A 12,484-nucleotide genomic window follows, 5' to 3' on the forward strand; every position below is an offset into this window, starting at 1 on the left:
TAAGTCCCTTGTCATGATCAAGCCAGCAGAACTGCCCAAGACTATTGCGATCTTTCCGTTGGCAGGGGCGCTGCTGCTGCCCCGCTCACGGCTGCCGCTGCATATCTTCGAGCCGCGCTATCTTCAGATGATCGAAGACGCGCTCAAGACAGACACGCGGTTGATCGGCATGGTCCAGCCCAACGAACTGCCCGGTCGCGACGGCCATGGGCTGCACCAGATCGGCTGCGCGGGCCGCATAACCCAGTTTTCCGAGACCGAGGATGGCCGCTATATGGTGACCCTTGGCGGCATCTCGCGCTTTCGCGTGGTGGAGGAGATCGAGGGCTTTTCCCCCTATCGCCGCTGCGATGTGAATTGGTCGGGCTTTGACCGCGATCTGGGCGAGGATGAGGTCGACGACAGCTTTGACCGGGCGCGGTTTCTTGACCTTCTGGGGCGCTATTTCGACAGCCGCGGGCTTTCCGCCGATTGGGACACGCTGAAAGACGCCGAAGATGAGTTGCTGATTAACTCCCTGTCGATGATGCTGGAGTTCGAGGCCGAGGATAAACAGGCGCTGTTGGAAGCGCCTTCGCTGGAGACCCGGCGGGAGACATTGGTGACATTGATCGAATTCGCGATGCGCGGCGGTCAGGAAGAGGGCTTGATGCAATGACAGATGCGACCGTTCAATTTGACCGCCGGATGCTGGAGGCATTGATCTGCCCGCGCACGCAGACGACGCTGACCTATGACGCGGAAAAGCAAGAGCTGGTGTCGAAAGCCGCCAGCTTGGCCTATCCGATCCGCAATGGCATTCCCGTCATGCTGCCGGACGAAGCGCGGAGGCTGTAACGCCCCGCCGCTCCGTTACAGGGGCTTGCCACGCATCAACCGGGGCAGCTCCCCCGTCAGCCCTGCGGCTTCGCGGATAAAGGTTCGGCGCAGGCCGGGTAGGGCGTTGATTGCGGCCATGCCCAAGTCGCGGGCCAGCCGCAAGAGCGCATTATCGTTTGAAAACAGCCGGTTGAAACTGTCGGTCGCCAGCGCGAGGCTGGCATTGTCGAAACGCCGCCATTCCTGATAGCGTGCGAGGACCGCGTCGTTTCCGGGGTCTTCGCCTCGGCGAACCGCATCGGAAATCACCTCAGCCAAGGCTGCCACATCGCGCAGTCCCGCGTTCAAGCCCTGACCTGCAATGGGATGCACCCCATGCGCCGCGTCGCCCAAAAGCGCCACGCGCGAAGCGGTCATGGAATGGGCCAGCGACAGGCCCAGCGGATAGCTGTAGCGCGGGCCGGTCAGCGAAAGCTCCCCCAAAAAACTGCCAAAGCGCGGGCGCAGCACCTCAAGGTATTGCGCATCCGGCAGGGCGTTGATCGCGGCGGCATTGGCGCTGGCTTCGCTCCAAACGATGAGGGAGCGGTTGCCGGTCAGCGGCAGGATCGCCAGCGGGCCGGGGGGCATGAAGAATTGATGCGCGATGCCGTGGTGCGGCTTTTCATGATCCACCACGCAGACCAGCGCCGTCTGACCATAGGACCATGCGACACGCTTGATGCCCGCGCGTTCCGCCGTGCCGCTGCCGCGGCCATCGGCCCCCACCGCCAGCCGTGCGCGCAGGGTCTTGCCGCCCTCAAGCGTCAGAGTGATGCCGGTCGGCGCCACCGATTGCCCCGTAACGCGGGTGTCGTTCATCATCGTGATCGCCGGATCGGCGGCAGCCGCTTTCAGCAGCGCGCGGCGCAGGTGGCGGTCTTCGACCATCTGGCCCATCGGGCCTTCTTCGATCTCGGCATGATCGAAATGCATGAACATGGGCGAGGGGCCGGTTCCGGCACGCCCATCGGTGACCTTGATCTCCAGCATCGGCTGGGCGTCATCCGCGATGTCAGGCCAGATGCCGATGCCTTCCATCAACCTGACCGAGGTCAGCGCTAGCGCATAGGCGCGCCCATCGAAGGCGGCATTCTCAAACGTTTGCGCGGGCTGGGCGTCAATCACCGCCACGCGCAGTCCCGCGCGGCTGAGGGCCAAGGCAAGGGCGGGGCCGTTCAGCCCACCGCCGATGATCGCGATATCGTGGTCAAAATCCATGGCCCTAGATATGACCTGCGCGCGGGGATTGTCCATGCGCCGAACGGTCGCTAGGTTCGCCAAGAACAGCGGTAAGGGGCACGACATGCAAGAATGGTTGGAAATGACGGCGGCGGATTTGGGGCGCGGGATCGCGGCGGGCGATATCGACCCGGTGGCGCTTTGCGATGCCTATCTCGATGCCATCGACGCACATCCGATGCGCGACCGTATCTATGCCCGCGTCACCCCTGACCGCGCCCGCGCCGAAGCCGCCGCGGCGGCTGAGCGGGCCCGCGACGGCCAGCGCCTGTCACCGCTCGACGGGGTGCCGATCTCTTGGAAAGACCTCTTCGATACCGCCGGAACGGCCACCGAGGCGGGCTCCAAACTGCTGGAAGGCCGGGTGCCAGAGCGTGACGCCGAAGTGCTCGCCAGCGCGACGGCCTTGGGGCTGGTCTGCTTGGGCAAGACGCATATGAGCGAATTGGCCTTCTCGGGCCTTGGCCATAACCCCAGCACCGCCACACCGCCCTGCGTGAACGAGCCGGACAGCGTCTCGGGCGGGTCGTCCTCAGGCGCGGCGGCTTCGGTTGCCTTTGGCTTGGCGGCGGCGGCGATCGGGTCGGATACTGGCGGGTCGGTGCGCATCCCGGCGGCGTGGAACGATCTGGTGGGGCTCAAGACCACCGCAGGCCGTGTCTCCCTTGCCGGGACCGTGCCGCTCGCGGCGAAGTTCGACACGGTTGGCCCGCTTTGCCGTTCGGTCGAAGATGCGACGCTGCTGCTTGCCGCCTTGGAGGGGGGCAAGCCTGCCGATCTGCAAGAGAGCGAGTTGGAGGGCTGCCGTTTCGCGGTGCTGACCAATGTGGTGATGGATGAGCTATCCGATGAGCCCAAAGCGGCCTTTGACGCGGCGGTAGCGCGGTTGCGCGAGGCCGGTGCCACAGTCGATGAAATCACCGTGCCCGAAGTCGAAGAGGCGATGCCGCTGAGTTCCTGTCTCTACACCACCGAAGCCTATGGGTTGTGGCGCGATGTGATCGAAGCCGACCCCGATGCCATGTTCAGCGAAATTCTTGAGCGTTTCCGGTTGGGTAAGGGGTTCTCCGGCCCCGATTACGTCGCCGCTTGGGCCAAGCTCGATCTGGCGCGGGCAGGCTATGACCGGGCCGTGGCGGGCTATGACGCCGTGTTGGTACCCACTGCACCCATGCTGCCGCCGAACATCGAACGGCTGAACAGCGATCACGACTACTACCTCGCGCAGAATCTCCTGTCCCTGCGCAACACGCGAGTCGCGAATCTAATGGGGCTTTGCGCGCTTACCTTGCCGACCGATACGCCCTCTTGCGGCATTTCTCTGATGTGCGCACCGGGGGCCGAAGAACAGCTTTTGCGCCTTGGTGCGGCGGCTGAAGCGGCCCTGCGCGAGGCCTAAGAGCGCACGACCGAAAAGCCACAAGGGCGGCAAAACTCCCCGGTTTTTCTGGACGGGAGAGGCGCCCTTGGGTACCTTGGGGCAAACGGGGCGCGAATGATCCCGATCCGAGGCAGTTTTGATGATGTATACCGAGCGGTTTTCGAACCTTCCGGCCCACGTGTGGCCGCGCCTGCGCGCATTGCTTGACGGGCATGAGGGCGGCGGCACGCCGATCCATATGACCATCGGCGAGCCGAAACATGCGTTTCCGGCATGGGTGACCGATGAGATCACGAAACACGCCGCAGGGTTCAACAAATACCCGCCGAACGACGGCTCGCCCGAATTGCGCGCGGCCATCGCTTCATGGATCGGGCGGCGTTACGGGGTCGAGATGGACCCCGACAGCGAGGTGATGGCCCTGAACGGCACGCGCGAGGGGCTCTATAACGCCGTCATCGCGCTTTGCCCGCCCACCAAAAATGGGGAGAAGTCGGCCATCCTGATGCCGAACCCCTTCTACCAAGTCTATATGATCGGTGCGATTTCCGGTGAGGCGGACCCGATCATGGTCCCCGCCACTGCCGAGACCGGGCATCTGCCAGATTTCGCGAGCCTGCCTGAAGAGGTGCTACGCCGCACCACGGCGGCCTATCTCTGCTCCCCCGCCAATCCGCAGGGCGTTGTCGCCTCGCGCGATTACTGGGCCGAGCTGATCGCGCTGGCTGAGAAGTATGATTTCCTGATCTTCGCCGATGAATGCTATTCCGAGATCTACCGCGACACGCCGCCCACCGGGGCGCTGGAGGTGGTCAAAGAATTGGGCACCGACCGCAACCGCGTGGTGATCTTTCACTCGCTGTCGAAACGCTCGAACCTGCCGGGGCTGCGGTCGGGCTTTGCCGCCAGCGGGGGCGAGACGATGCGCCAGATCAAACAGTTGCGCAACTACGCGGGCGCGCCATTGCCGCTGCCCTTGCAGCAGGCCGCCGCCGCCGTTTGGGCCGATGAGGCGCATGTGGAAGAGAACCGCGCGCTCTATCAAGAGAAATACGCCATCGCCGACCGCATCTTTGGCAATGTGCCGGGCTATGCGAGCCCCGAGGCGGGGTTCTTCCTCTGGCTTCCGGTCGAGGATGACGAGGCCGCGGCGCTGAAACTTTGGCGCGAGACCGGCGTGCGGGTGCTGCCCGGCAGCTATCTGGCGCAGAACGTCGCCGGGGGGAACCCGGGGCAGAATTACATTCGGGTCGCCTTGGTGGCCCCAAAAGACGAAACGACGCGCGGATTGGAAGCGATCCGCGACTGTCTGTATTCGGCATAAGCGAGGGACGACATGGCATATCAGACACGGGGACGCGATCCATTGCTAGACAGCAACATGGCCGAGGCAATCGAAAAGCGCGGTCGTGAACTGCTGGGGCTGGCGCTGATCATGCTGGGCATCATGGCCGCCATGATGATCGGCAGCTACACGCCCGACGATCCCAACTGGATGGTCTCAACCGATGCGCCGGTGCAGAACTGGATGGGCCGGATCGGTGCCTCCATCGCCGCGCCGCTGTTCATGATTGTCGGTTGGGGCGCTTGGGGCATCGCCATCGTCCTGCTGTTCTGGGGCGGACGTTTCGCGCTGCATCAGGGCGATGACCGCGCCCTCGGGCGGCTGATCTTTGCCCCCATCGCCGTCGCCCTTGGGGCCATCTATGCAGCCACACTGGCCCCCGGTCAGGAATGGCTGCTGACCCATAGCTTTGGTCTGGGCGGGCTGTTTGGCGATACCGTCATGGGCGCGCTGCTGACGATCCTGCCCATCGGCTCGACCCTGACGGTCAAGCTGATGTCGCTTTTGATGGGGGTCGCAATTCTCGCGTTGGGCGCCTTCGTCTTGGGCTTTACCAAGGCCGAGCTGTTCCGCATCGCGCGGTTCCTGCTGGTCGGTCTGATCATGGCCTATGCCGGGCTGATGACGCTTCTGGGCCGTGGCGCCAATGGGGCCGTCGTGGCCGCGCAGAACCTCTCGGCCCGTCAGGCCGAACGTCGTGAGCGCCGCCGTCAGGAAGCCGAAGACGCCGAAGCCTGGGCCGCGCAGGAAGCCGAACAGAGCTATGCCGCAGAGCACGCTCCGGTGGCCGAGCCGGAAGCCGAACCGCGCAGCCTGTTCGGTCGGATGCCCGGGCTGATCAAACGGCCCGAACCCGAAGACGACATGCCCGAGCCGGAACTGATCGAGACCTACAGCGATGCCATCGTGGATGAGACACCGGGCGAAGAGCGCATCAAAAGCAAGATCGCCGATGTGATCAAGAACCGCGTGCGCCATGCCAATGCGATCCACACGCCGACGACCGCGCCCTTGACCAAGGGCCGGGGCCGTGGGCCGGACCCGCTGGTGCTCAACACCAGCCAGCCTGCCGCCCAGCCCGCCGGGCTGCGTGCCGAACCGCCCTTGACCGCCGAACCGGCCACCCTGCGCCCCGAGCCGCTGCTGCGCAGGCCGCAGGCCCAGCCCGCGCCCGCCCCGACGCCCGAGCCGATGGTTCAGGAACCGGCAGCGCAAGCGCCGATGATGGCCGCGCCCTATGAAGACACCGTGGCGTCTGAGACCCTGCCGTTGCAGCAAGCGCCCGCGCCTGAGGCGATGAAAATCCCCGTGGCGGAGCCGCGCAAAGTGGTGCAGCAGCCCGCCCGCAAACCCGTCCAGCCCTCGAAACAGGCGCAGGTCGAAGCGCAGCCCACCCTGACCTTCGACGACACGCACCCCGGTTTCGAACTGCCGCCGCTGAGCCTTCTGGAAAGCCCCGAGAGCGTGCAGCGCCTGCACCTCAGCGATGAGGCGCTTGAGGAGAACGCGCGGATGCTGGAAACCGTGCTCGACGACTACGGCGTGAAGGGTGAGATCGTCGCCGTGCGCCCCGGCCCCGTCGTCACCATGTACGAACTCGAACCCGCGCCCGGTCTCAAGGCCAGTCGCGTGATCGGTCTTGCGGATGACATCGCCCGCTCCATGGCCGCCCTTTCGGCGCGTGTCTCCACCGTGCCGGGCCGCTCGGTGATCGGCATCGAACTGCCCAACGAGAACCGCGAGAAGGTGATCCTGCGCGAGATCCTTTCCAGCCGCGACTTCGGCGACGGCAACCACCGCCTGCCGCTGGCGCTCGGCAAGGACATCGGCGGCGACCCGGTCGTGGCCAACCTCGCCAAGATGCCGCACCTGCTGATCGCGGGGACCACCGGCTCGGGCAAATCCGTGGCGATCAACACGATGATCCTGTCGCTGCTCTACAAGCTGACGCCGGAAGAATGCCGGATGATCATGATCGACCCCAAGATGCTGGAACTGTCGGTCTATGACGGCATCCCGCATCTGCTGAGCCCGGTCGTCACCGACCCCAAGAAGGCCGTCGTGGCGCTGAAATGGGTCGTGGGCGAGATGGAAGAGCGCTATCGCAAGATGTCCAAGATGGGCGTGCGCAACATCGAAGGCTACAATGGCCGCGTCCGCGAGGCGCTGGCCAAGGGCGAGATGTTCTCCCGCACCGTGCAGACCGGTTTCGACGAGGACACCGGCGAGCCGATCTTCGAGACTGAGGAAAACACCCCCGAGGCGCTGCCCTATATCGTCGTCATCGTCGACGAGATGGCCGACCTGATGATGGTCGCGGGCAAGGAGATCGAAGCCTGCATCCAGCGTCTGGCACAAATGGCGCGGGCCTCCGGCATCCACCTGATCATGGCCACACAGCGCCCTTCGGTCGACGTGATTACCGGCACGATCAAGGCGAACTTCCCCACGCGGATTTCCTTCCAAGTGACATCGAAAATCGACAGCCGCACTATCTTGGGCGAAATGGGCGCCGAGCAACTATTGGGCATGGGCGACATGCTCTACATGGCCGGTGGTGCCAAGATCACCCGTTGCCACGGCCCCTTCGTGAGCGACGAAGAGGTCGAAGAGATCGTCAACCACCTAAAGCAGTTCGGCGAGCCGGATTATGTCTCGGGCGTGGTCGAAGGGCCGTCCGAGGATAAGGAAAGCAACATCGACGCGGTGCTGGGCCTTGGCGGCAATACCGATAGCGAAGATGCGCTCTATGACACCGCCGTGCAGGTGGTGATCAAAGACCGCAAATGCTCCACCTCCTATATCCAGCGCAAACTGGCGATCGGCTATAACAAAGCCGCGCGACTGGTCGAGCAGATGGAGGAAGAGGGGCTGGTGTCCCCTGCGAACCACGTCGGCAAGCGTGAGATTCTGGTGCCGGAACAGGCATAGGGCTACCTCCCCCTCCCCTCTCGTGGGGGGCGATCATGCAAAGCACCGTCGGGCCAATCTCCCGGCGGTGTTTTTTTGTGGGGCAGGGGCGGGCGATAGCGAAAAACCGCGCCCTGATATCGAATATCACGCCCGCCCGCCCTATGTCAGAACGTGAGGCAACACAGGACGAACAACATGCGTAAACTTACTTCTGCGATTCTGGCGGTTGGACTGGCCGTATCGGCCCCCCTCGCGGCGGCAGCGCAGCAACTGTCGCTGAATGAGATTTCGGGCTATCTGAACCAGCTTCGCACCGCCGAGGGCGACTTTACCCAGATCAACGACGACGGGTCGATCAGCACGGGCACGATCTATATCAAACGCCCCGGAAAGGTACGTTTCGAATATAACGCGCCGGATTCCGGGCTGGTCGTCGCGGGGGCGAATACGGTCGTGATCTACGACAAGAAGTCGAACCAACCGGCTGAGACCTATCCGCTGGCGCGAACACCGCTGTCGATCATCTTGGCCGACAACGTCAATTTGGGCCGCGCCAAGATGGTGACGGGGCACAGCTATGACGGCACTGCCACCACGGTCACGGCGCAAGACCCCGCCAACCCGCAGTACGGCAATATCCAGATGAAGTTCACCGGCAATCCGGTGCAGCTGCGTCAGTGGATCATCAACGATGGCAATGGCAGCGCCACAACCGTTGTGCTGGGGGACATGCAGGTGGGGGGAAACATCTCTAACAGCCTGTTCGACACCGGCGGCGCACGGGCGGGCGGCAAACGCTAAGCGGCCCTGTAGAAACAAAAAAACGCCCCGGCTGATCAGGCCGGGGCGTTTCGCATTGGAGTGGGCGGGTTTACCAGCGGCCGAGACGGCAACCGGCGATCTGCCGTTGATAGAGTTTGGCGCGGGAATCGACCTTACCCGCGACCCCGACCAGCCACGCCTTGCTGTTGTAGCTCTTGCGGGCAAAACCGCTGTGGCCCTCGTGATAGGCGAGGTATTGGTTGCGGGCGTCATGGAGGGAGACGCCGTTCCGCTCCCGCGTCAGGTTCATGTACCAGCCCATGAAATCGCTCGCGTCACGAATCCGGTCGCGTTTGGCGCGCCAGCGGCCCTCGGACTCCAGATACTCATCCCATGTCGCGTCCAAAGCCTGCGAATAGCCAAAGGCGCTGGATTGGCGGCCCATTGGGATCACACCCAGCACATATTTGAACGGCGTCCGGGCATCCGCCACGAATTTGCTCTCTTGGTGGATGGTGGCCATTTGAACGTGGATGGGGACACCCCATTTCCGCTCGGTCGCGCGGAATGCGCGCAGGTAGTCGGGGTGATCTTTCAGGATCGCGCAGGCGTTATCCAGATCACGCGGGGCCGTTTGAGGCCCGCCGCCGCAGGATGCCACCAGCAGTACGATCATCATTGCGCAAAAATGCTTGCTCATCTGCCTCTCGCCTCTCGTTTTTGTTAGGGGACGTTTTTTCGGAGGAGTTTAACCGATTCACCCTCACCATCACATCACTAAATTGGGAAAATGCGCGGCAGTCTGGGCGGTATTGCGCTGACTGCGCAGCCCTGCGCAGGCGGTATTTCGCAGGAGGCCGGCAAAGCAGTTGCGCCCCCGGGCGGTAGGCTGCCGCAAACCCACTGTCGGCGCGGCGTTCACAGTCTGTTTCCCCGCGCAGAGCCGCTGTGATTGGACAAAAGCCCCTTGAAAGGGCTACCGTCGAGGGGTAGGGGCAGCATGTTATGATACGAACACGCGCAAAATATCACCTCGGGCAGATTGTCCGTCACAAAAAGCATCCCTTTCGGGGCGTGATTTTTGACGTCGACCCGGAATTCGCCAACACCGAAGAATGGTATGAGGCGATTCCCGAAGAGAACCGGCCGGTGAAAGATCAGCCGTTCTATCATCTCTTGGCCGAGAACGATCAGAGCTACTATGTGGCCTATGTCTCCGAGCAGAACCTCGTGGCTGATTATTCGGGGGAGCCTGTGGACCACCCCGATATCCCCGATCTGTTCGGCCCCTTCACCGACGGTGCCTATCCGCTGCATTTCCAGATGAACTAAGCCCGGCGGGCTGTTTCCCAGCCCGCCAGAGGTCTTCATCAATAGCCCAAGGCGCAGCCGTCCTTACGCGGATCGCTCGCGCCTTCCAGTACGCCATCTTCTCGGATGCGGATCGCCTGTGCCCCGCCGATCGCCGTTTCGGGCACTTCGACCCTATGGCCCAGATCGCTCAAGCTTTGGGGCACATCGTCGCCAAAGCCGCGCTCGACCTTCATCACCTGCCCATCGGCAAAGGCGCGGGGTGCGTCGATGGCGCTTTGCACATCCATGCCAAAATCGGTGAGGTTCGAGGCAAAGCGCGCATGGCCGCAGGGCTGATAGGCCCCGCCCATCACGCCAAAGGGCATGGTCACACGGCCATTCTCACGGATCATGCCGGGAATGATCGTATGCATCGGGCGTTTGCCGCCTTTCAGCTCATTGGGGTGGCCTTCTTCCAGCGTGAAGCCCGCGCCGCGGTTTTGCAGCAGGATGCCGAACTTATCCGAGGCGATGCCAGAGCCGAACCCGTGGAAGATCGAATAGATGAGTGAGACCGACATGCCGTCGCCATCCACCACGGTGATATAGATCGTGTCTTTGTGCATCGCCTCGCTGATCGGCGCGGCGGCGGCCATGGTGCGTTTGGGGTCGATCAGGGCCGCAAGGGCGTGGGCGGTCTCAGGCGCCAGCATGTGGTCAAGCCGGGTGGTGTGGTCCGGGTCTGCCAGAAAACGGTTGCGTGCATCATAGGCCAGTTTGGTCGCCTCGGCTTCGATATGCAGGCGCTCGGCCCCCAGTGGGTCCATCCCGGCGATGTCGAAGTGATCGAGGATATTCATCAGCAAGAGGGCGGTCGCCCCTTGGCCGTTGGGCGGATGTTCGACCACTTCGAGGTCTTTGTACTGGCCGGACACGGGCGTCGTGACCTCGGCGCGGGCCTTGGCGAAATCCTCGGCGCTGTGGCAGCCGCCTGCGGCTTGCAAGGTGGCGATCATGTCCTCGGCGATCTCTCCGGTGTAGAAGGCATCGCGGCCCTGCGCGGCCACGCGGCGCAGCACTTCGGCCTGTCCCGGTGCGCGAAAGATGTCGCCGGTGCGGGGCGTTTTGCCGTTGATGAGGAAGTGATCCCGCGCGCGCCCCTGAAGGGTGCCGCCATCGGTGGCCCAGTCAAAGGCGACGCGCGGGGCGACGGGCACCCCCGTCTCGGCATAGTGGATCGCGGGGGCGAACAGGGCATCCAACCCCAGTTTGCCGGCGCTTTCGGAGAGCTGGCAGAAGGCGTCGATGGCCGTGGGGATGGTCACGGCATCCGCCGAGCGGAGCGGCACCGTCTGCTCACCTCGGTCCCGCAGTTTCGCGGCATCGAGCGCCGCTGGCGCGCGACCGGACCCGTTGAGGGCATGGACCTCCTCGCTCCCCGCCGGGGAGTAGAGCACGAAACAGTCGCCGCCGATCCCGGTCATCTGCGGCTCGCAAATGCCGAGGAGCACCGCCCCGGCGATGGCCGCGTCCATCGCGTTGCCGCCCCGCGCAAGGATATCGACCGCCGCCCGCGCCGCCAGCGGATGCGATGTGGCGCAGATGCCGTTGGTGGCCAAGACCGGTGACCGGCCGGGAAGGTGAAAATCGCGCATGTGCTGCCCCTCGCTGAATTACGTCAGCGTGACCCTAAACGGAGATCTCGGTTCTGCCAATGCGGGGGAAAGTTCCTCGGCACCGCGTACTGGGTGGGGGCTATTAAACACGGCACCGAGGGAAGCCATATGCAGCTACAGCACCGTTTATGACCAACAACCAAGGCGCAATTGTGATCCCAGCGGGGCCGTTTTGGGAAATATGCGGGACGCGCTGCCGCAGATGTTAACGCGGCGGTAAGCCAACCGGGAGCCGCAGGTCGATCCGGTTCTCTTGGGCCAAGCGGCGATAGGTCAGGTCTTTCGCCAGATCGCGGATCAGGAACCAGCCAAAGCCGCCTTCGGGCAGGTCGCAAACCGGGCGGTCGATCTCTTGCGGCAGGCCCAAGGGCGCTTGCAGGTTGGGCATCGGCAGCCCTTCGTCCGACACGGCAAGGTGCAGGCCGTCGGGCGCGTGATGGCAGGCGATATGGATAGGGCCGGGGTGGTGCGGGTCGGGGTAGGCGTGTTCGACAATATTGTTCAGCATTTCGGCGACCACCAAACGCACCACGCAGACCTCCTCGGCCCCGAGCGAAAGGCAGCTAAGCGCGTCCAGCAAAAGCGTGAGCGCCTCCCGCGCGGCCTGCGGGCCGCTGTGAACGGTGATCTCGAACGGGCAGAGCGCGGACCGCGCGGCGGAGAGCCGCATCGCGCTATCCCCGATACGCTGTAAGGGCGGCGTCCAGCGTGTGAAAAATGCCGAAAACCGTACCCATACGGGTCAGGGTAAAGACCTTTTCCACCGCCGGGGTCAGCCCGGCCAGCACCAGCGCGCGCTTTGGCGCGAGATGTTTCATAACCGCGATGATCGCGCCCAGCCCGCTGGAATCGATGAAATTCACCCGGTGCAGATCAAGGATCACCACCGGCGGCGCATGGGCCGTGGCGCGGCGCATGGCATCCTTGAACTCCAACGCGGCGGCGGCATCGATGCGGTCGTGCAGCACGCTGACGAGGCAAAAGCGGTCTTCTGTTTTCGCGGAAACTTCCATA

At 63.8% G+C, this 12,484-nt stretch carries 12 protein-coding genes; 7 read left to right on the top strand and 5 right to left on the bottom strand.

The window, feature by feature from the left end; translation table 11 throughout:
- The first annotated feature begins 13 nt into the window (after window positions 1–13).
- A complete protein-coding gene (locus ACGYLA_RS04995) occupies window positions 14–658 on the top strand; it encodes an LON peptidase substrate-binding domain-containing protein (protein WP_394430784.1) in 645 nt (214 codons plus the stop codon).
- Window positions 655–837, top strand: coding sequence for a Trm112 family protein (locus ACGYLA_RS05000; RefSeq protein WP_067261737.1), 183 nt, complete (start codon window positions 655–657; stop codon window positions 835–837). Before ACGYLA_RS04995 ends, ACGYLA_RS05000 begins: the two co-directional genes overlap by 4 nt.
- Window positions 838–852: 15 nt before the next feature.
- Here the strand turns inward: ACGYLA_RS05000 and ACGYLA_RS05005 are convergent, their stop codons facing one another.
- A complete protein-coding gene (locus tag ACGYLA_RS05005) occupies window positions 853–2,079 on the bottom strand; it encodes an FAD-dependent oxidoreductase (protein ID WP_394430786.1) in 1,227 nt (408 codons plus the stop codon).
- An 85-nt stretch (window positions 2,080–2,164) separates the two neighbouring features.
- On the opposite strand from ACGYLA_RS05005, the gene ACGYLA_RS05010 reads away from it, so the two are divergent.
- The 4 genes from ACGYLA_RS05010 to ACGYLA_RS05025 all read left to right on the top strand — a co-directional run bounded on the left by ACGYLA_RS05010 (window position 2,165) and on the right by ACGYLA_RS05025 (window position 8,540).
- Window positions 2,165–3,499: an amidase gene (locus ACGYLA_RS05010; RefSeq protein ID WP_394430788.1), complete on the top strand. Its 1,335-nt coding sequence runs from the start codon at window positions 2,165–2,167 to the stop codon at window positions 3,497–3,499.
- A gap of 121 nt (window positions 3,500–3,620) precedes the next feature.
- The gene (locus ACGYLA_RS05015) at window positions 3,621–4,805 is read left to right on the top strand and encodes an aminotransferase class I/II-fold pyridoxal phosphate-dependent enzyme (RefSeq protein WP_271692898.1); all 1,185 of its coding nucleotides are present in this window, start codon (window positions 3,621–3,623) and stop codon (window positions 4,803–4,805) included.
- Window positions 4,806–4,817: 12 nt separating this feature from the next.
- Window positions 4,818–7,757, top strand: coding sequence for a DNA translocase FtsK 4TM domain-containing protein (locus ACGYLA_RS05020; RefSeq protein WP_394430790.1), 2,940 nt, complete (start codon window positions 4,818–4,820; stop codon window positions 7,755–7,757).
- Between the two features lie 177 nt (window positions 7,758–7,934).
- A complete protein-coding gene (locus ACGYLA_RS05025; RefSeq protein ID WP_394430792.1) occupies window positions 7,935–8,540 on the top strand; it encodes an outer membrane lipoprotein carrier protein LolA in 606 nt (201 codons plus the stop codon).
- 70 nt (window positions 8,541–8,610) lie between these two features.
- On the opposite strand, the gene ACGYLA_RS05030 is transcribed toward ACGYLA_RS05025, so the two are convergent.
- Window positions 8,611–9,201: a lytic transglycosylase gene (locus tag ACGYLA_RS05030; protein WP_394430794.1), complete on the bottom strand. Its 591-nt coding sequence runs from the start codon at window positions 9,199–9,201 to the stop codon at window positions 8,611–8,613.
- 305 nt (window positions 9,202–9,506) lie between these two features.
- On the opposite strand from ACGYLA_RS05030, the gene hspQ reads away from it, so the two are divergent.
- Window positions 9,507–9,833, top strand: coding sequence for a heat shock protein HspQ (hspQ, locus tag ACGYLA_RS05035; RefSeq protein WP_067261750.1), 327 nt, complete (start codon window positions 9,507–9,509; stop codon window positions 9,831–9,833).
- A gap of 38 nt (window positions 9,834–9,871) precedes the next feature.
- Here hspQ and ACGYLA_RS05040 read toward each other — a convergent pair whose 3' ends face one another.
- The 3 genes from ACGYLA_RS05040 to ACGYLA_RS05050 all read right to left on the bottom strand — a co-directional run bounded on the left by ACGYLA_RS05040 (window position 9,872) and on the right by ACGYLA_RS05050 (window position 12,483).
- Window positions 9,872–11,449 (bottom strand): gamma-glutamyltransferase family protein, encoded by a 1,578-nt coding sequence (locus ACGYLA_RS05040; RefSeq protein WP_394430796.1) that lies wholly within the window; start codon window positions 11,447–11,449, stop codon window positions 9,872–9,874.
- Window positions 11,450–11,675: 226 nt separating this feature from the next.
- Window positions 11,676–12,140 (bottom strand): ATP-binding protein, encoded by a 465-nt coding sequence (locus ACGYLA_RS05045; protein WP_394430798.1) that lies wholly within the window; start codon window positions 12,138–12,140, stop codon window positions 11,676–11,678.
- A 4-nt stretch (window positions 12,141–12,144) separates the two neighbouring features.
- Window positions 12,145–12,483 carry an STAS domain-containing protein gene (locus ACGYLA_RS05050; RefSeq protein ID WP_271688851.1) on the bottom strand — a complete coding sequence of 113 codons (339 nt, stop codon included), beginning with the start codon at window positions 12,481–12,483 and terminating at the stop codon, window positions 12,145–12,147.
- Window position 12,484 lies beyond the last annotated feature (1 nt).

Source organism: Sulfitobacter sp. 1A13679 (assembly GCF_043557115.1).
Lineage (GTDB): Bacteria > Pseudomonadota > Alphaproteobacteria > Rhodobacterales > Rhodobacteraceae > Sulfitobacter > Sulfitobacter faviae.